This window comes from Aquimarina aquimarini (assembly GCF_900299535.1).
Classification (GTDB): Bacteria; Bacteroidota; Bacteroidia; order Flavobacteriales; family Flavobacteriaceae; genus Aquimarina; species Aquimarina aquimarini.
This window is the reverse complement of record NZ_OMKE01000009.1, coordinates 125252-149874: the sequence shown is the minus strand read 5'-3', so window position 1 is coordinate 149874 and position 24623 is coordinate 125252. Positions and strand designations below refer to the sequence as shown.

Sequence of the window (24623 nt, the reverse complement as noted above, 5' to 3'; positions counted from 1 at the left end):
AGAAATTATGATTAAAACCTATAAAATCATTTTTGTTTTATTATTGTCAATAGTATATTCATATGGACAAGTTGAACAAGAATACAGCATATATAATGAAAAATTATACTTTGAAAAAGGCTCGTCAATTCATAAAGCATCTGTAATACAAAAAACGTTAACCATACCAGATGCAAATTGGATTCGTTTGTATTTTGATGATGTCAAATTATCAGAGTATGCCTCTATTACAATTACATCTTTAAAAGATGGAGGAACACAGGTTCTAGATTCAAAAAGAATGGAGGAATGGGGTAATAGTAGTGCCTATTTTAATGGGAATACTTTATCGGTTACAATAACAAATCCTGAAAAAAGAACTGATGTAGGGCTAACTATTAGTGGTTATGACAAAGGATTAAAAAATAAAAGCAGTATAACAGACAAAGATGGTTTCTGTAGTGGTAATGACCGGAGAGTTGCTTCTAATGATGCGGCTGTAGGTAGAATTTTTTATCTTAAAGGAGTCTGCTCTTCATGGATTGTCTCTAATGGAAAAATGATAACAGCGGGGCATTGTGTTCGATCTATGAGAGATAATAGAGCAACGGTTGAATTTAATGTTCCTCCATCTGCTCCAGATGGAACTTTTCTTCATTCACCACCAGAAGATCAATATATAGTAAATTTAAATACTATTAAAGAAGGAGGTAAATGGGTTCCTTTTATGGGAGGTGAATTATACGAAGGACTGGACTGGGCTGTATTTGAGGTGTATCCTAATAATGAAACTAGGTTAACACCATTACAAGCTCAAAGAAAATATTTTGAGCTGGAGCAATCAACTCCAGGAAATAGAATTAGAATCACTGGTTATGGGTTGGATGATGAACCTACAAAAAATGGAACACAGCAAACACATACTAACCAATTATCTGGATTAACAGATCTTTCTTTTAACCATAATGTAGATAGTACTAGTGGTAATTCTGGTTCTGTTATTATTGATGCCGCAACAGGAAAAGCAATTGGAATTCATTCGGCATCAATTTGTGTTGGGGGTGATAATTCTCAAAAAATTGGAATAAGAGTAACATCTCCAGATTTTTTAGCTGCTGTTTATGGTAATGGGGGCGGTCAAGATCCTTGTGATGGAGTTCCTCAATATGTTTGGGGTATGATTTATAATGATGGTGATAAAGTGGTTTTTGATAATGTTCTATATGAACTTCAAAATAATGAATGGGTTAAAATTGGAGATTGTCAAGCTTCGGTAAACTTGAGTCCTTTTATAGAACAAAAAGATATCAAAAAAAGACCAACTATTTTTCCGAATCCTACAACTGATAAACTAAATTTTTCTGTAGATCAAAAACCAGTTTCTTATCAATTATATAGTGTGTCAGGAGTATTGATAAAAGAAGGTGTTATAAATAATAAAGAAATAGATGTGCAGAGTCTTAATAAAGGAATGTATATCTTAAAGTTTGTAGATGATAAAGGAATTTCAAATACGACTACTTTTATTAAATCATAATATGTACGATAGTTATATTATAATAAATAAAAGCAATTTCCCTGTACATTACAGGGAAATTGTTTTATATAAAACATTAAATCCTATTTTTCTTTTGCTTTACGATCTTTTATATACTTGATTAATTGCTTGCCATATACAGATTTTTTTACCTTAGGACTTAATGAACTAGCAACAGTGTCTAGAAATTTTATATTGGCATCAAATACTTCGTTTAGTGTTATATAAGGTGCTACTTCTAGTTTTCTGTTATTGATAGCAAAGTTGATCGTATATAAATATTTTTGACGAACAAGGTTTTTATAAGCTTTATCATTTTCTATCAATTTTTCATCATCTTTTTGCTTACTGGCTTCAAAATTTTCTTTGATAATCCTTAGGTTTCTATCATTAAATCGTTTGAGCATTTTTTTATACTCCATGTATTTTTCTTGATTTTTACCACCTTTTATTTTTATATCATTTTCAAAATCAAGTAAACTTGTAGAAATAGAAATTTCTCCAGGTTCGGCAAAAAAATCAATACGGTCATTATATTGTTTTCCGTCTTTTTTATCTAAATAGAGGTAGTGAATTTCAGGTTCTTGAACCTGAGAGGTAAGTATAAATTCAGAATCACCATCTATAGTTATAGAATCTATATTGACCAAGGCTGTATCTTGTATTCTTTGTAGGTATACGGTTCCTTTTTTTAGTCCTTTTATATTTGTTGTAATGGTCACATTTCCTTTTTTTGGAGCATTACAACTGATTAATACCGTAAATAGAAAGAATATGGCAGATAAATATTTCATCTTGTAATTATTGGTTTTTAATTGGGTCACAAATATGCAAGTTTTTATTGTAAATAAAGTCTGGATTTTAAAAATCTAAGCTCTTTTATCAACTTCCAGATGCAATTTGCATTAATATAGTACATAAAATTGCTCCATAAGTCCCTACCACATACCCAAAAACAGAAAGAAGAACACCTACTGTTGCTAGTGAAGGGTGAAATGCAGCTGCAACTACAGGAGCAGAAGCCGCCCCCCCGATATTAGCTTTACTACCTACAGCGAGAAAAAAATAAGGAGCTTTGATTAATTTGGCAACGACAAAAAGTAGTAAGACATGAATTGCCATCCAGATTAAGCCAATAGCAATAAGCCCTGGATTTTCAAAAATTCTACCAATATCCATTTTCATTCCAATAGTCGTAATAAGGACGTAGATAAAAATACTACCGATTTTGCTAGCACCAGCTCCTTCATATTTTTTTGCTTTGGTATAGGATAATATAATTCCTATAACTGTAGCAATGGTAACCATCCAAAAAAAGGTGGAAGTAAAAGAAGATAAGGCCGAGCTAGGGTCGTTAAAAATTTCAAAATTATCAGATAAAGCATTAGATATCCCTTTTGCACCCCAATGTGCAATTCCTACGGTAGTAAATGCGATCGCTAATAAAATCATATAATCTGTTAGTGATGGATTTCTGGTAATACTTTCTGAATAGCTTGATACTTTTTGTTTTAGCGCTTCAATAGCGCTATTATCAGCCTTTAGCCAACGATCAATTTTATCACTTTTACCTATTCCTAATAATAATATTGCCATCCATATATTGGCAACGACAATATCAACCAATACCATACCTGTGTATTTTTCTGGGTTATATTGATATATTTCTAGCATAGCAGCTTGGTTCGCACCACCACCAATCCAACTGCCAGCTAATGTAGATAGTCCTCGCCATACGGCATCAAACCCTGCGCCTCCAACAGTTTCAGGAGAGATCATAGAAATAAGAAGAACCGCAATAGGCCCTCCTATGATAACACCTATTGTTCCTGTTAAAAACATAATTAGTGCTTTTGGACCAAGATTAGTAATGCTTTTAAGGTCAATACTCAATGTCATTAATACAAGTGCTGCTGGGAGTAAGTATCTACTGGCAACATAATAGACATTAGAAGATTTTTTTATAAGTTCTCCCTCACTATCAAGCTCTTTCCACTCGGGGGAGATAATTCCTAAAGAATTAAAAACAGCTGGTAGTAAATAGCATAGTAATATGGCAGGAATATACTTATAAAATGTTTTCCAAAACTTATTCTCTAAAGATGATGTATAAAAAATAAGACCTAAACAAAGTAGAAGGATACCAAAAACAATAGTATCATCAGTAAAAAACGGAACATTCTCCATGTATATTTTTCTTTAATTTGAAAATAATACTTGCAAAATACATTTAATTTGAAGAAGGCAAAAACAACTTCAGAAAAGAGAAGAATGTGTTATGCCAAATTAACCATTAAATTGCGTATTAAAGACATCGTTATTTTTATGAATAAGGAATTTAGGGAAAAAAAGAACAAAATGACATGCGTAATTTAATATTAGTCATTTAGCCAGTTTTTTAACAGCATTTTTTGTTGTTCAGAAGCTTTTGGGTTTTGTGTTAGGATTATTTTTTCAACTGTAGGCTTTATTACAGTTGATGTGAGTTCTATTGTTTTACCATTACGTTTGATGCGAAAGGTAATTTTATCTCCAATTTTCCACTTATTAGAGTCTCCAAAAAGGTCGTATATGTTTTTGAGAGTATATCGCTTATTATTAATACTAAGTAGTACATCACCTTCTACAATACCTAAATTTTTTAAAAAACTATTAAACGGAATATCTGAAGTGAAAATAACTTCATCTGTTGCTTCATACCCTGTAACGAATGGTTCTTGTTCAAAAATAAAAAAAGAAGAAGGTGTATTTTTTATACCATATGATACTCCAACTTTATTCAGGTAGAATTCATAATCAATAGGGGTATTACCTACCACATGTTTTTGTAAAAAATCACTTATTTCAGGATAAGATGCTTCTTCTATTGCAGGGATAAGGTTTTGGTCTTCAAAAGGTACATCTATACCAAACTCTTCAGATAAATTTTTGATGAGGTCCAAAATTCCTAATGCACCATTACTTTTTTCCCTCATAATAATATCAAGGCATAAAGAAATTAATGCGCCTTTTTCATACACATTTCTATAGTTCTTTTTGTAAGGATCGACCAGTATATTTTTACTCATAGTAGTAAAAGAGACAGAATCATCAAATGAAGAAGAGGCTTCGATTTTGTCAACAATCCGTTCAAAAAAATCTTCTTTTAAGATCAGTCCTTGTGTAATTTGAAATAACATCGAAAAATATTCTGTCGTACCCTCGTATAACCATAAATGCTCAGACATTTTTGGGTTGTTGTAATCAAAATCATGAATCTCTTTAGAATGTAACGTTAAAGGGGTTACAATATGAAAAAACTCATGAGAGACAACATCGGTTAGCGCTTCATTAAGCTTTTCGTTTGGAAGAGATTCTGGTAATACTACAACAGTAGAAGTGTTGTGTTCTAGAGCTCCAAAACCTCTGGCATCATCAGATTTTGAAGAAGAAAGATACAATAGGATACTGTATTTTTTTGTTGAATTGATATTGCCTAGAAAATCTTTTTGAGCTTTGATTACATGCTCCATCTGAGGCATTATCCTCGAAGCTCTTTTTATTTTGTTATCAGAATACACACTTAATAAGATCTCTATATCATTGACAGTAAATCTAACTTGATCAGGAACAGAGTACATGATCGGATTGTCTACAACATCAGCATATCTTTTGAATGAAAAATAATCTACATCGTTGCCAGTGGTAGTCTGATCAGTATTTTCAAATAGTATTTCTTCAAGAGACGTCGAGGCTTCTAGATTAGATGGGTGCTTGATAAATAAGTTATATTTTTTTTCTTTTAGCCCATTAAAATACCCAATAAAAGCATGTAGATTCAATACAAAATTTTTGTCTTTAAGAATATTAGAGCCTGTTGGTGAAAAAACATCATGAGTTTCTTCTGAATCAAAAGTGTCATTTACCCAATAGGTGATTTTATTTAATTGTGTTGCGTTCTGTATTTTCCATTGGTTGTGACCCTTTTTTTGTACAGTAAGAGAGTTTCCTTCTTTGTCTAGTGCTCTAAAATCCTCTATATACTTCCCGAAGTTATTATTTTGGTAGGTACCAGGAACAATTTTTGGTAAATAATAGCTTAGAGTATCTTGATTTATGTTATTGATCTGGATTTCTACTTTTACTTTGTCATCTGTTACATTAACAAGGTTTATAAATGCTCTTACAAGAGAAGGTTGCTTTGCGTGTGTAACTGTTTGTGTGGTTTTACAACCAGATGGAAAAAATAACACTAAGGGTGCAAGTAATAGTATGAGTATGGTTTGAATGTTTTTTTGCACAGCTATATAATGTTTTTTTGAATGTAAGTGGCCACCCCGTTTTCTTTACCAGAAAGGGTGATAACATCTGCAATTTGCAATGTTTCTGGTTTTGCATTTGCTACTGCTACTCCTGTTCCAACGGCTTTGAGCATTGCAATATCATTGTAGTTGTCACCAAAAGCAACGGCATCAGAAATAGGAATTTTAAAATGTGTATCTAATAAAATTTCTATAGCTGTTAATTTCGAAATACTCTTATGAGCAATTTCTATATAAGTAGGTTTAGAGCGGTATAAATGAAGTGTATCCTTAAAATTATTTTCTAAGAAAGAATATGCTTGATCAATGTCTGACTCCTCACCCATACACATAATTTTATGTGCTCCTTTGTTATCGGTTTGCCATTCGTGTATTACCTGTTTTGTAGATCGCACAACAGGGGTTACTTTGGTATTATTGGCTTCTCTATTTGCCCAAAAATCCATTTCAGGTACAAACCAATCATTATGATGATATAGGCTTATATGTACTTTTTGATTTGTATTAAAGCTATCTAGTTTTTCTATAATATCAGGGGGTATAAAGGTAGAATGAATCGGTTTTTGATCTATCAAGATCAATCCTCCGTTATAACAGATTATAGGTTGATTTTTTATATCTAGGTCATTCTGTAAGTGATACATTGCATCTGGCATTCGAGAAGAGATCAGAATAACTGGCGTAGTATTCTTCACCCTCTTAATTTCTGAAATAGTAAGCTCAGAAAGTTCTCTTTGGGAGTTTAGCAATGTTCCATCAATATCTGAGAATATAATGCGATGTGGCATTAGGCGTTTTTGGTTTTAAGTTAAATAGTTTCTTTGGTAAAATTACTGCTTTACAAAGTTAGTAATACCCGTTATAATTTCGGGCATTATTTTTCTAAAGGGTTCATTATAGGATTTATGATTATCTAATCGACCTCCTTTGATTTCTTTTAAAATATGATTCATGTTTTGAACAAATAAAAAATCTGCCTGAGGAACAACTTCTTTTAGTTTTTCTGCCTGAGCTGTTTCTACCTGTAGGTCTTTATCACCATATATGATCAAAATGGGTATTTCTAATTCTACTATTTCTTCAGAGGGATTATATTGTAGCCATGACCTCATAAAGGGTTGAAGGTCGTACCTGAAAATAGATTCGAGAGCAGGATCATATCCTGTTGCTCTACCACTTTTTTTCAATTGTTCAAAAGCTATAGCAGCACTCTTATCTAGACCTGGGGCTTGTTTGGCAATTTGCTCAATAATCACCTGATCCAGAGGCATGGCATTTCCTGCTATAGAAATAAAACTATTGGCTCTCCCTTTGGCAGCAATCATGCCTATGAGTGACCCTTGTCCATGACCAGCAATACTAATTTTTTTATATTTTTTATTTTTCTTAAAAAAATCTATAACAGAAACCGCATCTTCAATAAAATGATCCAAGGAAATTTCATGTTCACGAATTCCAAGGCCATCCATTTTAAAAAGCCTTTTGTCATAACGATATGTGGCTATACCTGATTTTGCAAGCTCATATGCGAGATGTTTGAATGTATCATTTTTTGACATTCTATCATTACCATCTCTATTAATTGCTCCAGCATCCATTATAAAAATAATCAATGGAACAGAGTCATCAGAATATGGTGTTACCAAAGTACCCTCTACATATTTATTGATTTTGACAACTGCAGAATTGTATTCTTTTGACTGCGCCAAGCACAGAGTAGTTATCAAGCACATAAATAAATAAAATGTATTCTTCATAGTAATAATAGATTTGTTGGTATGGTATAGATAAAATAATAAAACCAGTATTCAGTAAAAAATTATAATATAATTTTTATGGTATTAAAAAATGATGGTATACAAAAAAGTAAACGATAAATAGGGACGCATATTTGATACAAGCGACAACTGTTTGTTATTTTGAATTTATTTTGGTTACTATCTGTTTTTAATGAATCACTAACATACCCTTTTTTATCTTTGTCTCAAAATATAAATAAATGAAACTTCAATATAGATGCTTACTTATTATAATCACAATCTCTTTATCTGGATTTTCTTCAGATTATGAGTGGGGCAAAACAGGGCATAGAGTAACAGGCCAAATAGCAGAAAGGTATCTTACTAAGAAAACAAAACGAACTGTAATGCGACTTCTTGAGGGGCAAAATCTCGCTTTTGTATCAACTTTTGCTGACGATATCAAAAGCGATGAGCAGTATAGGAAATACGGTTCATGGCATTATGTCAATTTTTCTTTTGACAAAAAGTATGGCGAAGAAAAACCGAGTACTTATGGTGATTTGATCCATGGGATCGAAACTTGTATATCGGTATTGAAAAATAAAGAAACAAATAAGAAAGATAAGGTTTTTTATCTCAAGATGTTGGTGCATTTTGTTGGAGATTTACACCAACCACTTCATGTAGGTAAGAAAGAAGATAAGGGCGGCAATGACATACAGGTACGTTGGTTTAAAAAAGGGTCTAATTTGCATAGAGTTTGGGATAGTGAGATGATTAATCATTACGGGATGAGCTATACCGAATTGTCTTTGAATACAGATGTGTTGTCAAAGAATCAAATTAGAAATATACAAAAAGGAACTGCCTTGGATTGGGTTTATGAATCACAAGAATTGGCTAAAAAGATATATAATTCTGCAAATGTGGGCGAAAAATTAGGGTATACATATATGTATCAATATTTTTCTATTGTGCGGTCGCAATTACATAAATCTGGAATACGGTTGGCCAAAGTTTTGAATGATATTTTTGGGTAATTAATTACTAATAGAGAGGTCTTTTCGATATTGTTTAGGTGACATGGAGAAGTGTTTTTTGAATGTTTTTGTAAGGTGACTTTCATCAGTATATCCTAATTGGTATGCTATTTCTGCAATAGTAAACTCGGTATGTTGCAAACGATATTCAACTAGTTTCATTTTGTATTTGGTAACATATTGATGAATAGATTCTCCTGTTTTTCTTTTGAAATATGTGCTAATAGAACTTTGAGACATATTAAACTTCTTAGCGAGATAATTGATTTTGGTAAGATCATTGTCATAAACATGCTGCCTAATATGACTTAGTATCAAATCAATTTTGCTATGAGTTACAGGAATATTCTTTTGATTAGAATTATATTTTTCGGCAATATTACGTACGATTATACTGAGAATAGTACTTATTGCATTAGAAATAATTTCTTGATAGTATACTTTTTCATTTTTAAACTCTTCTAATACTACATTGTGAATATCCCAAACAATATTCCTGTCTTCTTCATGAGAGATTACATCTCCTGGAATAATATTAGGTTGATGAAGTAATTGCTCAATTCGTTGTAACCAATATTTTCTATCAGGAAGATTGACTTTACTAGAAAATAAAAGCTCAGTGAATTTGAAATACGTAAAATTAGTGCGTTTTTCAATTTCAAAATGATGAGTGTCTTCTGGAGCTAACAAAAAAATATCATTTTTTTTGTATGGAAATCGTATTTCATTAATAGTATGATATCCATTTCCTTTCTCAATAAAAATTATTTCAAAATAATTATGATTATGAGGTTCCGCTTCCCATTCACCAATAGAATATTGGTGCACAACAAAAGTCTCATGCAGTGTGTAACGGTTCATGAACAATTTTTTTTTAACATTTTAAAGTTACAAAAATAAAATTAATAAAACAGTAATTCTTTTTTGCAAGTGCTTATAAACGAAACATTTGATTCTTTTGCGAGGAGGTTAAATACTCTTTTTTTTACAAGTAATATGTGAGATTGTACAAGCGCTATAAGAGAGACAGGATTTACTTTTGCCGCTCAAAAAATAACACGAATTACTCATGCGAATTGGATTTTTTTTGTACCACATAACAAAGGTTTTGTTTGGGATAATTTTGATAGTGTGTGGTACGTATAATGTGATTAAATATTCTGATTTTTTGAATAGACTTGATACATATTTTGATACAACTACAGTATTTGGTTTCGGGCTTTTAGAAGAGTTAGCTCCTTTAGTTCCTTTTGGAGAGTTTGGAATAGGGATGTTTTTGACTTTAGGAATTTTTACAAGAAAAGCACTTCTCACGAGTAGCGTATTTTTTGGCTTTTGTTCTTTGTTTTTTTTGGATTCAGGTTATTTGCCTTTGGCATTGATACATTTATTTCTTTGCATCTTGGCAATTATATTACTAAGAAAAAAGAAGTACGATTTGAGTTCAATAAGATATGATAAAGATTCATATGGTGTAATGCAATAATTTATAGAAAAAAATAACCTCTTTGCAGAGAGGTCTTATATTGGTTTTGTTTTGGATTATAATACCCTTGTGACTACTACGGCAAGGGTATTTTTTATATAAAAAGACGAGCGTATGTTTGAAAACAGGAGATAGATGTTTTTTATTTGATCGGTGTCGATTTTTCATGAAGAACCCCATTAAGCTCAAATTTTTTGTCCCCAGTAGAACTTAGAATAAAGCTTATTTTTCTAAAACGTATAGCATCCCAATCTTTATCAATAGAGATTTTGTTGACAGGTCTTAAGTTGTAATCTCCTAGAACGCCCCAACCGTGATTTTCTGTAATTTCTGTGGTGTAGTTTTTAGAACTTTTTTTTGGATATGCAAACCATAATACAGCATCTCCTACAAGCTTTGGAAATACGGTTTCTATACGGTTTTCGATTTGACTTTTTTGAGTTATAAATACGAGAGCAAAATCTACTTCTGATACTTGTATCAGAGATTCTTTAACCAGTACATCTTTTAAGCAATCTAATTCTTTGCAAAACCCTTTGGGTTCATTAAGGATTAATATCTCATCTAGATGATTTGGTAATTGTAATTTTTTGAAAAGTGGTGTCATAAGAGTAGCGTTTTTAGAAAGAGATGTCTTTTAAAGATACAAAAAAAACAGCTGATATACAGTATGTGAGTCGTAATATTTTTGTGTAGAGTGCTGATAGTCATAGTCTTTTTAAAGCAAAGGGATACCCCTAAATTATATAAGGATAAACAATAAAAAGAAGAAGCGGCAGTTAAAAAGGTAACACAAACTTAAATTTTTTAATTATGAAAACAGTATTGAAAGGCACCGTGCTAGGTGCTTTAGCATTTGTTGCGTGCACTACTTTTTTTTCTTGCGAAAATGATCAGTTAGAGAACCCTCAAGATCAGCTCGAAAATCAAACGGTAGTAGAAAAAAGGCTTTTTGCAGAGGAAGCATACCCTGAACAAACAGGAAAAATAGTCACTATTAATCTCAACGGAGAATCTGTGCTTGCTCAGGAATTCGATAATGAGTATGTTATAGATGGTGATATTATTATTGCAAAAAATGATCCTATTCTTAATAAGAGTAAGAGTGTAGGACGCACAGGAAGGCGTTGGCCAAATAATACAGTGTATTACACGATACAGAGTAGTTTGCCAAATCAAGCTAGAGTTACTGATGCAATTGCACATTGGGAAGCGAATACCAGTCTTAGATTTGTAAGAAGAACAAATCAATCTGCTTATATTTATTTTCAAGTTGGTAGTGGGTGTTCTTCTTCTGTAGGTCGTACAGGAGGTAGACAAACTATTAATTTGGCTAATGGATGTTCTACAGGTAGTACTATTCATGAAATTGGTCATGCCGTAGGTTTATGGCATGAGCAAAGTAGAAAAGATAGAGATCAATATATAACTATCAATTTTCAGAATATACAATCAGGAAGATCATTTAATTTTCAAACGTATACCCAACAAGGAGCTGATGGTGCAGAATATACAAATGCATTAGATTTTAACTCAATCATGCTGTATGGTTCTTATGCTTTTTCTGCCAACAATCAACCTACTATTGTAAGAAAAAATGGATCTACCTACAATGCACAAAGAAATGGGCTTTCTTCTGGAGATATTGCAGGAATAAAAATTATGTACCCTGGTGATGGGGGTGGAGGTAATGATATCTGTGATGGTGTCGCCCCTTATTCTTCTTCTCAAACTTACCGTACTGGTGACCGTGTGACATATAGAGGGTATTTATACGAAAGAACTTCTAGAAGCTGGAGGCGTATTGGTCCATGTGGTAGTTCAAAATCTGCTCCAAATCAGCATGTATTTGACCTCAATGATATTGTGCAGAATTAATATGGTATTTTAATTTGTTATTATTTGTATAACAAAGTGTTAATGGTAAAATCCCTCCAGTAGATATATGGAGGGATTTTATAGTTATAACTGGTATTACTGTTTTATTTCTTTAGCATTTTCTGGGATATCAAATAAAGAACCTTCTTCATCTAAAAAAGTTATATTGGTGATTGAGGCTTCTCCTAATTTATCGGTTATTCCCCCTTTATCTTCTCTCCAAGTGTAAAACTCCCACTTGGTAGCAAACGGGATATCATCTATTGTTTTAAAATCTTTATAATATATTGCATGTGGATCCTCTTGGGCTTTAGAAATATCTCCATCACTACCATAAGTAACAATATAAGCTGCTGCTTTGAGGAGATGATCTTTTGGGTCAGAATAAATAACATACCAATCATCAGAAGAATCACCAATACCTTTATCAAAGGTAAGTCGAGCAGTTTGATGCTCAACTCCTCTTAAAGGACGCATTTTCTCAAGTTCCCATTGAGTTCCTGGATCATTTAACTTATAAGGAAGCCCTAAAAAATAGGTCCATGTGAACATATCAAAACGAGATTGTTTGTCTGTAGCTTCTTTAGGAGATAAAAAGACCTTTTCTTTGGTGTACAGTAATTGACTACCATCTTTTTTGTCAATTCTTATTTTGGTAGCATTGGTAAGCATTGTGATATCACCCGTAAGATGTTGTTTACCTCCAAAAAGAATATCAATAGAAAAGCGTACAGCTTTATGTTTTAGGAAATTATCTTTTTGGTGTGCTTGCTCAATGTTTTTTAAGTGATGATCAATAATTGATAATGCACCATCACCAATTCCTCCATCTGGTTCTACAGGAATTGTTTCGATTTTGTTATTTGTACTATGCTCAACACTTTGATTTGCTTCTTTTTTGTTCTTGTTACAGCTTAAAATAGTGATTGATAGGATCAAAATCCATAAATTTTTCATGAGTATTAGATTTGTGTTATATTGAGGATAAAATTACTAAAAGCAGTATTCGAAAAACAATTTTTGGGAAAACTGTAACAGAAGTATAGTTAAGTAGATAAAAAAATAAAATTCAGAAGATAATCATCAAACAATATTCTTTATACTACTATTGTTATTATTATTCAAATCCTGGGCAATCTAATCTTATATCAATGTCATTAAGGTCTGTTTCTATATAATTACAATAATGATTGTTTTTGCTTCTTTTGTAGAATTTACAAGCATAACAAGTTCTTTGCACTTATATAATACCAGCTTTATAGAGCTGATAGATCAAGGTGTTTATGGTGTGTACTAACGATTCTTGTTCTTTGATCGTAAAATTTATAAGTTGCTCTTTGATTGGGTTTGCAAAATTCTCTGTTTGAATAACACTCTTTATTACCTTAAGAAGGTAAGCTTATATAGTAACTTCTATGATCTGATGAGGTGTTATTTTTGAATATCATTTCTTTTTTTTCCAGAACCTTGACAGCATCACTTATAGTAGGTTTGGTAATATTAAATTCTTTTGCTAAATAACTCACTGTACATAGATTTTCTTTGTGATAGGCACAAAAAATCATAATCTGTATTTATATAGACTTAGGCTGTTTTTTGGCATATTCCCATAATAAAGTTTTAAAAACTTCAGAAATGCGTTTTAGGCCAATTACAATTTTGCAATTGATATCCTTATGCTAGAATGATATGTTAAAAATACTGTTATCCATATATGTAGCTAATGAGAAAACCATGTTTTCTCATTAGTAAAGTTATTGAACCTAATTATTCATCATTTGATTATTTACAATTTTCCATTTCTATTATTGAATATCCTTTGTTTTCGATGTCTTGGATCATTTCTGTAGATCCACGTGTTATATGACAAAATCTACATTTACTTAAAGAAATACCTTTTGTAGTAAAATACTTGGATTTCAAATAATCTTCTCCAAACTGATGAATGATATTTTTATCTGTTATGTGTTCTGGAGCAAGAATATCAAAATGCATTATTGTTCCATTATCACGTTGTAGGTATGTGTCCCAAACTGCTAATTCCATTTTTTTGATAGTTAAAAAAATGAGTCAACAGTTTTTTGCTGACTCATTTTTGGTGAGTAATTATCCCTTTACGTCATCTATAGAAGCACCAAAGTTCAAGTGTAATACGTTTCCATTTGGAGTTAGGAGTGCAGGCACTGATTTTACTCCATGTTTTTCTGCTGCCTGTATTTGTGAAGGATCTTCTCCTAAATGAACGATGTCAACATTACTAGACCCTACAAGATTAACAATGTCATGTTCTGCGCTGATACATACTGGACAGCCTGCGTGATAAAAAATAGATTTACTCATCTTTATAAAAATTTATGTTAATGCGATATTGCATTACAAATATAGTTAGGACTCCTAACTAAGCAAGTATTTTATTATATTTTAAAACTATAGTGGTATAAAAAATAATAATTATATCAGTTTTTATGAATTAGATTCTATTCAGGTTATCATCAATGTCCTTGTTTTTAAAAGATGATTTTTTGCCTTTATCAAAGGAGTACTTTATAGTAAATGCAATTTCTTTTTTATCAATATAAAAGCTATCCTGAACTGTAATTTGATTAGAGGTATACTTGTTTTTGTAATCCATGTTTCTGAAAATATCATTAGCATTTACACTAATTTTTAGAGTATTAAAGAATACTTTTGAAAAAGATAGATTTAGTATAAAAAAAGGGTTTTTCTCAAAAACTCCTTGATGTTGTCGTGTGAGTCCCCAGAAATTAAGAGATAAAGTTGTTTTTGGGATAAGCTTAAAATCATTATTAGAATAATAATATAGATAAGGTTTGGAGTCATGAATACTAGTGTTTGGAGTTTTAATCTTATTATAAATGAGTGATAAAGAATTCGTAGTATGCCAAAACTTATAGGTAGCAGTATTGCTTATTTTCATTTGATATCCTGATTCTTCTTCAAAATTTTGTGGAGAGGATATAACTCTATTATTTACTGTATCATAAGTTACATCATAGAAAATAGGATTTTTTTTATGGTAGTAATTAAAAGCGCAAGTATATTTTTTAGATTGAAATGTAGCAGATAATTCTTCTATAATAGAAGGTTTAAGGTTTATATTTCTTGAAAATTCAGAATGAGGATTTATATAAGTACTAATAGAACTTGCATTAAGATATCCAGGTCTATTTATAGCTGTATTATAATTTAAAGAGATGTTTTTTGTACTGTCAATGGGTATGTTGAATTGTATTTTTGGAAAAATACGTAGTTGTTTCCTGTCTATTACAGGATAAGTATCATTTCTAAAACTACCTGTAACAATTGTAGCTTCTGATCTTACACCTGTTATATATTTGAATGTATGTATATGACCCGATAGTTGGGCATATGATCCATACATAGATTCTTGATAGTCATATTCTGAAAGACTGTTTTTTGTAGGATTTGGAAATTCAAAATTTGAATAGGCATATGCATTAGCTTCTGAGAAAGTACCACCAATATCAATTTTTGAATTAGCTCCTATTTCTTTTTCTATATCAATTCTACCAGAGAATACCTCGATTTCATATTTTTGATTTCTGTTTTGAGAGAATTCAAAACCTGATTCGTTTGTGTTATTAAAAATTTGACTTTTTGGCTGATGTCTAATGTAGTTAGAGTATTGAAGTCCGAAAAAGAGAGAAGAGGTTTTGGTAATTTTTTTATTAATATTAATGTTGCTATTAATGTGATTTCTTTTTTCACGATGTAGCCCTATAGTGGTGATATGATTTTCTGTTCTTTCTTGTTTGTATATAGTATTGGAATTTATAGGAATTCTGTCAGTATGAGTTCTGATATTTACCTGTCCTGATACATAGTCATTTTTATCTATTTGATAATAAACTCCGCCTCCTATAATGAATTGAGGTCGTAAACCAATGGCATTTACCTGAGATTGGGTTGTAATAGGAGGATTTAAAATTTTGAAATCTGAATCGGCGGCTTCCCAAAAACCTAATTGGTTGTAATTAAAGCTTGTACGTAACTCTAGTTTGTTTCTTGTGTAGTTTGAGTGTATTGCCAAATAATTATTGAATTTCCTTTTGACGGATGCTATTTCTGATAATTGAATTTTATAACCATCTGTTAGATTGTGTTTTCTTGTTATTAGAATAAGGCTTCTGCCTTCTGCTTCATATTTTGCAGAAGGCGTATGTATTAATTCTATACTTTTTATGTCTTCTACAGATAATGATTTGAGTTGATCTAGAGTTGTTTTTTGATTATCTATATAGAGTAAAGGATTTCCTTTTCCTATAATAGTAATAGATTCCTGATTTGGGCTTATTTGAATCTCTGGTAATTTTGATAAAATATCTACTGTTGATGGTAGGGATTCAAAAATGGAGTTTTCTACATCGATTTTTATAGAACCATTAGACATTGTTATAGAACTCTTATGAGTTTTAATAGTTACTTCATCTAGTTTGACTGAACTTGTTTTGAGATTGAAAATAAAAGTACTGTTTTGGCTAATGGTAATTTTTTTATATTGATCAATATAGCCAAGAGCGGTAATGTGTATTATATATTGATTTGATTGTAGCTTATCAAAACTAAATTTTCCATCCTTAATCACTGCATTTTTTAAGAGAGTTGAGGTTTTATCAAGTAAGTAAACTTCTCCTGTTTCTATTGAAATATTATTTTGATTAAAAACAGTTCCCGATACAGTATGCACTGATTGTGTATACCCTAGATACGAGATCAATAAAAATGAAAAATAGAGGGTTTGCTTCATTATTTTTTTGAAGCAAATAACTAATGAAATAGGTGAAAATTACCGTGATATCAAGCTGAATAAGGTACTAGTACTGGTATGATTTCTATTTTTTGAGTAATAAGTCTTGTCTGCTAGAAATATTTAGTTTGCTGTAAATGTTTGATATATGTGTTTTTACAGTACTTAAGCTTATAAAAAGTTCATTCGCAATTTCTTTATTGCTTTTGCCCGATATAATAAGGTTTTTTATAACCTTTTCTTGTTTACTCAATGGTATTGGTTTCTGTTTTTTCTGATTCTTTAAGAATTTTATAATGACCAGAAGTAGTATACAGATAATAAAAATTGCAAAGGCATTACCCCATAAACTGATTGTATATTTTTTGTTGGTGGTTTCTTGAGTGATTGTTTGTAGTTTGTTTTCTAGATAAACATAGGTAGAAGGGTCAAGGTCACTTGATTTTAATTCATTTATCAAACTTAGATAATATGCTGGGTTTGCCTGCGCATCTTTTTCTAAAAGACCTTGATCGTCTAACCTTTTTATACCAATGAGTTTTACCAAAAGGATTTGCAGTGAATCTTTTACATAGCCTTTTGTTTCCAAAAGATATTTTTTGGGATCAAAATCTGATGTTAGATTTTCGTATCGTGCTTCAAAATTTTTTAGTTTTTGCCATTCATGATTTGCTTTGTTATTACTAGTATGTTTAGCAAATAATTGTTCGCTTTTATCAAAATGTATAGTATCATTTTTTGATAGAATAAACAATTCAAAGTTTTTTACTTTTTTAGATAGTGTGTCTTTTTCTTTTGGGGATAAAGGCTTAATATGTAATTTGTAAATATGTTCTTTTGTAGTAAATAAGTTTTGATCAAAAGTAAAATGACCATCTGCCGCAATGGGTGATGATGCAATTTGTGTATCGTAAAATGTATTTGAATTTTCTTTGGGGTGGAGTTGACTTAGATAAACTTGGTGTTCCCAATTCTTGGGGTTTTTAATATCAACATATCCCGAAACGCAATTTTGACCAAATAGGTTAGAGCCTAGTAGGAATGCAAGTAGAAAAAAATAATATATGTTCTTCATTATAATACAATATAGAAGCTAGCTGTACGAATGTAAAAGTTTTGAGTTACATAACAAAAGTGTGATACAAAAAAACCGCTTCAATCGTAACAATGAAGCGGTTTTATATTTATAAATATTAACAGTTTCTAGTGACTACTTTATCATATCATAACTACGTTTGATAAAGTTTGTTAATTCTTCTCCTTTTAATAAATTTTGAGAAAGTCTAGCAAGATCCAATGATTGTTTGATCAGACGTTCTTTCTTCTTGTCGGTCTTGGTGTCTTTGATTTGACCGATCAATTCATGGTTTGTATTTACAATTAGATTGTGCATTTCTGGCATATTACCAAACATGTTCATTCCGCCGCCACCAGTCTGTTGCATTTCTTTCATACGGCGCATAAATTCTGGCTGAGTGATCATAAATGGAGATGCATCACTATCCATAGCTTCTAGCTGTACAGTATATTTATCTGTAGGAATTATTTTCTCAAGATCAGCTTTAAGGGTTTCTTTTTCCTCGTCAGATAATTTAGATACAGTTTCTTCATCTTTTTTGATGAGGTTATCAATATGATCTCCATCTACACGTGCAAAAGAAATTTTTTCTTTGCTAGTTTCTAGTTTTTGAATTAAATGTGATACAATAGGAGAGTCTAGTAATAATACTTCATATCCTTTTTCTTTTGCCGCAGAGATATATGAGTGTTGCTCATCTTTATCAGAAGCATATAAGATTACCAGTTTATCATCTTTGTCGGTTTGAGTATCTTTGATTTTTTCTTGTAATTCTTCAAAAGTAAAGTACGAACCATCTACTGTTGGATAAAGAGCAAATTTGTCAGCTTTTTCAAAAAACTTATCTTCAGAAAGCATTCCATACTCAATCACAATTTTAATGTCATTCCATTTTTGCTCAAAATCTTCTCTACTGTTTTTAAACATAGAGTTTAGTTTATCAGCAACTTTTTTAGTAATATAACTAGATATCTTTTTTACATTACCATCTGCTTGCAAGTAAGAACGAGATACATTAAGAGGAATATCTGGAGAGTCAATTACACCACGAAGCATTGTAAGGAATTCTGGTACGATACCTTCTACATTATCTGTAACAAATACTTGATTTTGGTATAATTGAATTTTGTCTTTTTGCATATTCATATCCTGCCCTAGTTTTGGGAAATATAAAATCCCTGTAAGGTTAAAAGGATAGTCTACATTAAGATGTATGTTGAATAGTGGCTCCTCAAATTGCATTGGGTACAACTCACGATAGAAGCTTTTATAATCTTCATCTTTAAGGTCGGAAGGTTGTTTTGTCCAAGCAGGATTAGGGTTATTAATGATGTTATCTACTTCTTGAGTAGGAGCAGGGTCTTCTTCTTTTGCATCTTCTGGTTTTGGTAAAGTTTCAGTTTTAGTACCAAATTTGATTGATACTGGCATAAACTTGTTGTATTTTACCAATAACTCACTTATTCTAGCCTCTTCAAGAAATTCTGTATCATCTTCACCAATATGTAAAATAATTTCAGTACCTCTTTCTGTCTTATCATGAGCCTCTAGGCTATATGTTGGAGACCCATCACAAATCCAATGTGCCGCAGGCTCATCTTTATAAGATTTTGTAATAATTTCTACTTTACTGGCTACCATAAATGCAGAGTAGAACCCAAGGCCAAAATGTCCAATGATTCCAGAATCTTTGGCACTATCTTTATATTTTTCAAGAAATTCTTCGGCACCAGAAAAAGCAACTTCATTGATATATTTTTCCACTTCCTCTGTAGTCATACCGAGTCCCTGATCAATAATATGCAATTGCTTTTTGTCTTTATCTATTTTTACTTCAATAACTGGATTGCCATATTCTATTTTGGCTTCACCAATATTGGCCAAATGTTTTAGTTTTAGAGTTGCATCTGTTGCATTTGAAATAAGTTCACGTAAAAAAATCTCGTGATCAGAATACAAGAATTTTTTAATTAAAGGAAAAATATTCTCTACTGATACATTAATATTTCCTGTTGCCATTTTTATACTTTTTTTAATTTGATTATCATCTTTGTGATGATGTTCTACTCAAAAAAAATACCAATACTATGTATCTGCCAAACTGGCATTGAGATATTTTTTTTATAATAGTTGTAATTATTTGTTTTCTTCTTAGACTAAGTTGCCAAATGATTTATTTTTTTCAGGTACGATCCGTTGTAGTGTGATATGAAAATTGTACTTAAATAAGAAAATAACTATCATAATTTATTTGCAATCAATGTTTTGTGTGCTTTAATGTTGATTAGATACATAAAGGTATATAAAGCGGGAAAAACTTTGCTATGAGATATATTACCCTCTATGATTGTAAATAATAAGAATCCTGATAGAGCGATGGGTTTTTTCTGTCGCCGTCAGGATTTTAAGTACTATTATAAAAATGAAAAAAATGATTAAGTCTATTTGCTTAATTATTTATATATCCTAATCTGCTATTATAGTATAGCAATTATAAGGATTAAAATACCATAATCAGTCGTATGACTGGTTAGGTTTGTTTATTTATTGGTTAGGTTGTAAGAAAGATGCACTGTGGTTGGTGCATCTTTCTCGTTTTTATACCTTTTCTGTTGTTATGACATAAGAATAGAAATAATATAATTTTGTGTTTGAATAAAGTCATTAAGTATCAGTGTGTTTACTATGCGTGCATATAATATAGTTATGGTTTCTTTTATCAAAATGTTAAGAATACATATATTGGTGTCAACTTTTTAGTTACCAAATAATAGTATAATACACAACAGATACAAATTAACTCTATGTATACTTCAAGAATATCGGGATTGGGATATTATGTCCCAGAAAATATTGTTACCAATGATGATCTTTCTAAAAAGATGGATACCAATGACGAATGGATTCAAGAACGCACTGGTATACAACAAAGACGTCATATCAAAAAAGGTGATGGCAATAGTACTTCTGTAATGGGGGTAAAAGCTGCCAAAATAGCTTTAGAAAGAGCCAAGCTTACTACAGATGCTATTGACTTGATCATTTTTGCAACCCTAAGCCCAGATATGTATTTTCCTGGAGGAGGAGTTCAGGTTCAGGAAATGATGAATATGAGAACCATTCCTGCATTGGATATACGTAATCAATGTAGTGGTTTTGTATATGCAATATCTGTTGCAGATCAATTTATAAAAACAGGAATGTATAAAAATGTTTTGGTAATTGGTAGTGAAAACCATAGTGGAGGTTTGGATATGACCACTCGTGGAAGAGGAGTTTCTGTAATTTTTGGTGATGGAGCAGGAGCAGCTGTAATGACAAGGAGTGAGAGAGATGGGTTTGGCGTGTTGTCTACTCATTTGCATAGTGAAGGAGCACATGCAAAAGAATTATCACTAGAAGGGCCTAGTACAGCACATTGGGTGCCAGAGATTATTGCAGAAAACCCACAGGAAAATATACCTTATTATCCATATATGAATGGTCAATTTGTTTTTAAAAATGCTGTAGTACGTTTTTCTGAGGTAATTAATGAAGGATTACAAGCCAATAACTTGACAGCAGCAGATATAAACATGTTGATTCCTCATCAAGCAAACCTGAGAATATCTCAGTTTGTACAAAAACAATTTAAATTATCAGACGATCAAGTATTTAATAATATACAGAAATATGGTAATACTACAGCAGCTTCTATTCCTATTGCACTTACAGAGGCTTGGGAGGAAGGTAAAATCAAAGAAGGTGATTTGGTAGTGCTAGCAGCTTTTGGAAGTGGTTTTACTTGGGGTAGTGCTATTATAAAATGGTGATATTGTGATGTCTATAAAAAATCAAAAACGCGAAGCAATCAAGCTTCGCGTTTTTTTATCTAATAACTCGGTTATTAATTTTTTAAAGGCTAATTCAAATAAATCATAACCAATGACTATACTATATTAAACGCCGGAAATTCTAAAGTGTTACAGATTTTATCATTTTTTTAGAATTATTTAACTTTAATGAGTTTTTTGATAATTCTATATTAAAATTAACAATTAAAGATGGTTTTTGTTGAATTATTAACATTTTTGGTTGAAATGTGTTATTTATAAAAGGCCTCCTCCTGATTTTTCATTGTTATCTCTTCTTTTTCGAGATACCTGTCTGTTTTTTCCACTTCCAAATCTATATGATAATCCTAAGAAAATAGTTTGTGTTTCTCCTTTGAATTGCCCGTTTTGTGGGTATGGAGTATCACTATTAAACCTAAAGCGCATCGTATTGAAAACATCATTGAAGTTAATACTAGCTGTTCCTTTGCCTTTCATAAAATTATATCTGGCACCAGTATTGATAAAATAAAATGGTTTTGTTTTGAATAATATCCCTTCTTGTTCGCCACGATAGAAACCAAATACTTGGAAGGTTAAATTTTTGGTTGCTTTAAAACTATTATTAACTCTAAAATTATAGATAAAAGCATCAACCTCTTTATTTGTGTTTTCTACCACTCCTTTTTGCGTTTGTGCATAGAGATCAAAACTTGCATTTACACTCCACCAATTGGTAGTTTTATAATTAGCAGATACTTCTAAGCCATAGGAAGAGTTGTTTTTAAAATTATCAAAAGTTAGTATTTGCCCTTCTTCAACATCTGGATTTTCTATAAGCACTTGGCTAATTTCATCATTAATTATTCTATAAAATATACCACTAGTTATAGAGCCTTTTCCTAATTTTCGTGTATAATTTGCTTCGATAGAATTCGTAAACTGTGGATTTAATGATGGGTTTCCAAATGAAATAATTCTAGGAGTGCTCCATTCTCTAATAGGATTTATTTGATTCAACCCTGGACGATCTATTCTTCTGCTGTAACTCAACTGGTAACTATTTTTTTCACCAGGAGTATAACTTAGGTATCCAGATGGGTATACAGTAAAAATATCATCTTCAAATATTTTTTCTCCATTAAAAATAGCTTCAACCTCATAGTTTTCTATTCGGGCACCGAATTGATATCCCCATTTTTCAAATTTCTGGCCGTAGGTAGCATAAAAAGAATGTATGTCTCTATCATAACTATATGTCGAGTTTTGAAAAAGAGTTGATTGATATTCATTATCTGTTCTTCTTAATCGAGTTTCATACCCTAACTCTAATTTAGTCGTTTCTGATAATGGGTTGATATAATCCAAGTTTACTGTTGTGTTTTTTCTATCGTTATTGATTAGATCGTTGTAGTTTGGTAATAAATCATTATTACCTATAAAGCCAAAACCATCATCTTTGTCGCTTTCAAATACGTTATAATCAATTTCTAATTCTATATTATGACCTTCTTTTTTGAAATCATGTTTGTAATCAAAATTATATGTAGAACCTAGGTTCTCGCTATTACTTACTAAGTTTTGTGTTACATTATTTTGAGCATTCTCTGCAAAAGTGATATCTGTTTTACCAGTAGTCAATCCATCAAACAAATTTTGATTTGTATACACCGATATTGTATTGTGATCATTGATGAAATAATCTAAACCTACTTTAAACAAATGAGACTTATTATTATCTAAAAATGTAAAATCAGTTCTATAATTTTCATCTGTTCTATTTACAAAACCACCATTTTGATTTTTATTGATATTGTTACCATAGTTACCATAAAAGTTAAACCTTCCAGTTCTGTAGTTTAAATCAACAGAGCTATTAAATCTAGCATTTTTGTCAAAATTAAGTCCAAGGTTGATAGTACCATTGAATCCAATAGTGCTATTCTTGTGTAGAATGATATTGATGATACCACTCATTCCTTCGGGATTATATTTGGCAGAGGGATTGGTAATTAATTCTATCTTTTTTATAGATGTAGATGGTATTTGTTTTAATAATTGGGTAGCATCAATATTTGTGGGTTTACCATCAATAAGAATACGTACATTTTGATTCCCTCTCAAAGCAATATTACCATCCTGATCTACATTTACAGAAGGAATATTATTCATAATTTCAGATGCAGTTCCTCCTGTTGTAGTTAGATCTTTACCAATATTGATTACTTTACGATCAATTTTTTGCTCTATGGTTGTTCGCTCTGCTACTATCATTACATCATCCAAAGCCTCAGCTTCTTCTTCTAATGATATTGTACCTAGATTAAGATCTCTATTTTGTTTAGAAATTTCTATAGGTTGAGAATGTGTTTTATAACCTATGAATTGTATTTTTATAGTATAATGACCTTTGGGAACATCTGAGATTATAAAATTTCCATCCTCTGTACTGATACCTCCACTAATAATTTTACCCGCACCATTATGTATGGCAACTGTTGCATAAGGAATGGGTTGTTGTAAGTTTTTATCAATAACGGTTCCTTGAATGGTTCCAGTAACAGTTTCATTACTGGGTTGTGCTGTAGATAAGAGACAGCAAAAAGAAAAAAGAAGTAAAATGATTTTTTGATTGATTGATTTCATATGTTCGTTTTTTAGTTGATGTATGTTATAAATTGTACTATGTATTGCATAATACGTAGTCGTGATAATCCATAAAATCACACAGTGATTAATTGTGTATAAGAGTAAGACGATAAACGATAAAATTTGTTACATCCAATTTTTACTTTTTACATTAAATTTTGCTTTTATAAATGGTTGAATCAAGATTTTTTTACTGTAATGAGTTAGTTGTTAGTATTATATTAAGATGTTTTTTTCATGGTCTTGTATGTGAAAAATAGAAGTTAATTTGTTATTTTTAATAACGTAATTGATTTTATGAATTAAATAAATCAAAGGCATAATAGATTGTA

The 24623-nt window shown here is 31.1% G+C and carries 20 protein-coding genes; 5 read left to right on the top strand and 15 right to left on the bottom strand.

Going from position 1 to position 24623, the window contains the following annotated elements; genetic code table 11:
* The first annotated feature begins 7 nt into the window (after window positions 1-7).
* Complete coding sequence (locus tag DG508_RS04585; protein WP_108867005.1) at window positions 8-1516, top strand: T9SS type A sorting domain-containing protein; 1509 nt, start codon at window positions 8-10, stop codon at window positions 1514-1516.
* An 83-nt stretch (window positions 1517-1599) separates the two neighbouring features.
* Here DG508_RS04585 and DG508_RS04580 read toward each other — a convergent pair whose 3' ends face one another.
* The 5 genes from DG508_RS04580 to DG508_RS04560 form a co-directional block, all read right to left on the bottom strand.
* Entirely contained in the window at window positions 1600-2310 is a 711-nt protein-coding gene (locus DG508_RS04580) for a DUF4369 domain-containing protein (RefSeq protein WP_108867004.1), read from the bottom strand.
* An 88-nt stretch (window positions 2311-2398) separates the two neighbouring features.
* Window positions 2399-3703: a DUF819 family protein gene (locus DG508_RS04575; RefSeq protein ID WP_108867003.1), complete on the bottom strand. Its 1305-nt coding sequence runs from the start codon at window positions 3701-3703 to the stop codon at window positions 2399-2401.
* A gap of 191 nt (window positions 3704-3894) precedes the next feature.
* The gene (locus DG508_RS04570; RefSeq protein WP_234418174.1) at window positions 3895-5796 is read right to left on the bottom strand and encodes a M61 family metallopeptidase; all 1902 of its coding nucleotides are present in this window, start codon (window positions 5794-5796) and stop codon (window positions 3895-3897) included.
* Between the two features lie 2 nt (window positions 5797-5798).
* A complete protein-coding gene (locus tag DG508_RS04565; RefSeq protein ID WP_108867002.1) occupies window positions 5799-6605 on the bottom strand; it encodes a Cof-type HAD-IIB family hydrolase in 807 nt (268 codons plus the stop codon).
* A 42-nt stretch (window positions 6606-6647) separates the two neighbouring features.
* Window positions 6648-7574, bottom strand: a complete 927-nt coding sequence (locus DG508_RS04560; protein ID WP_108867001.1) for an alpha/beta hydrolase — start codon at window positions 7572-7574, stop codon at window positions 6648-6650.
* Window positions 7575-7816: 242 nt separating this feature from the next.
* Between DG508_RS04560 and DG508_RS04555 the strand changes: the two genes are divergently transcribed.
* Window positions 7817-8599, top strand: coding sequence for a S1/P1 nuclease (locus DG508_RS04555; RefSeq protein ID WP_108867000.1), 783 nt, complete (start codon window positions 7817-7819; stop codon window positions 8597-8599).
* On the opposite strand, the gene DG508_RS04550 is transcribed toward DG508_RS04555, so the two are convergent.
* Window positions 8600-9460 (bottom strand): AraC family transcriptional regulator, encoded by an 861-nt coding sequence (locus tag DG508_RS04550; RefSeq protein WP_108866999.1) that lies wholly within the window; start codon window positions 9458-9460, stop codon window positions 8600-8602. It abuts the gene before it with no gap.
* Between the two features lie 307 nt (window positions 9461-9767).
* Between DG508_RS04550 and DG508_RS04545 the strand changes: the two genes are divergently transcribed.
* Window positions 9768-10085: a hypothetical protein gene (locus tag DG508_RS04545; protein ID WP_159090668.1), complete on the top strand. Its 318-nt coding sequence runs from the start codon at window positions 9768-9770 to the stop codon at window positions 10083-10085.
* A 142-nt stretch (window positions 10086-10227) separates the two neighbouring features.
* Here DG508_RS04545 and DG508_RS04540 read toward each other — a convergent pair whose 3' ends face one another.
* Window positions 10228-10692 (bottom strand): hypothetical protein, encoded by a 465-nt coding sequence (locus DG508_RS04540; RefSeq protein ID WP_199912756.1) that lies wholly within the window; start codon window positions 10690-10692, stop codon window positions 10228-10230.
* Window positions 10693-10898: 206 nt separating this feature from the next.
* Here DG508_RS04540 and DG508_RS04535 point away from each other — a divergent pair, with 206 nt between their 5' ends.
* Window positions 10899-11963, top strand: coding sequence for a M12 family metallopeptidase (locus DG508_RS04535; protein ID WP_108866997.1), 1065 nt, complete (start codon window positions 10899-10901; stop codon window positions 11961-11963).
* A gap of 96 nt (window positions 11964-12059) precedes the next feature.
* Here the strand turns inward: DG508_RS04535 and DG508_RS04530 are convergent, their stop codons facing one another.
* From DG508_RS04530 to htpG, 7 genes are all read right to left on the bottom strand, one after another.
* The gene (locus DG508_RS04530) at window positions 12060-12920 is read right to left on the bottom strand and encodes a DUF6503 family protein (protein WP_108866996.1); all 861 of its coding nucleotides are present in this window, start codon (window positions 12918-12920) and stop codon (window positions 12060-12062) included.
* Window positions 12921-13348: 428 nt separating this feature from the next.
* Entirely contained in the window at window positions 13349-13489 is a 141-nt protein-coding gene (locus tag DG508_RS21255; protein WP_234418173.1) for a MarR family transcriptional regulator, read from the bottom strand.
* A 256-nt stretch (window positions 13490-13745) separates the two neighbouring features.
* Window positions 13746-14009: a DUF2024 family protein gene (locus tag DG508_RS04520; protein WP_103864565.1), complete on the bottom strand. Its 264-nt coding sequence runs from the start codon at window positions 14007-14009 to the stop codon at window positions 13746-13748.
* Window positions 14010-14069: 60 nt separating this feature from the next.
* On the bottom strand, window positions 14070-14303 hold the full coding sequence (locus DG508_RS21250; RefSeq protein ID WP_108866995.1) for a thioredoxin family protein: 234 nt from the start codon (window positions 14301-14303) through the stop codon (window positions 14070-14072).
* 130 nt (window positions 14304-14433) lie between these two features.
* Window positions 14434-16752, bottom strand: coding sequence for an outer membrane beta-barrel family protein (locus DG508_RS04510; RefSeq protein ID WP_108866994.1), 2319 nt, complete (start codon window positions 16750-16752; stop codon window positions 14434-14436).
* An 85-nt stretch (window positions 16753-16837) separates the two neighbouring features.
* Complete coding sequence (locus DG508_RS21410) at window positions 16838-17827, bottom strand: helix-turn-helix domain-containing protein (RefSeq protein WP_108866993.1); 990 nt, start codon at window positions 17825-17827, stop codon at window positions 16838-16840.
* 135 nt (window positions 17828-17962) lie between these two features.
* On the bottom strand, window positions 17963-19849 hold the full coding sequence (gene htpG, locus DG508_RS04500) for a molecular chaperone HtpG (protein ID WP_108866992.1): 1887 nt from the start codon (window positions 19847-19849) through the stop codon (window positions 17963-17965).
* A 785-nt stretch (window positions 19850-20634) separates the two neighbouring features.
* Here htpG and DG508_RS04495 point away from each other — a divergent pair.
* Window positions 20635-21642: a 3-oxoacyl-ACP synthase III family protein gene (locus DG508_RS04495; protein WP_108866991.1), complete on the top strand. Its 1008-nt coding sequence runs from the start codon at window positions 20635-20637 to the stop codon at window positions 21640-21642.
* Window positions 21643-21918: 276 nt separating this feature from the next.
* On the opposite strand, the gene DG508_RS04490 is transcribed toward DG508_RS04495, so the two are convergent.
* Window positions 21919-24288, bottom strand: a complete 2370-nt coding sequence (locus tag DG508_RS04490) for a TonB-dependent receptor (RefSeq protein WP_108866990.1) — start codon at window positions 24286-24288, stop codon at window positions 21919-21921.
* Between the last annotated feature and the right edge of the window lie 335 nt (window positions 24289-24623).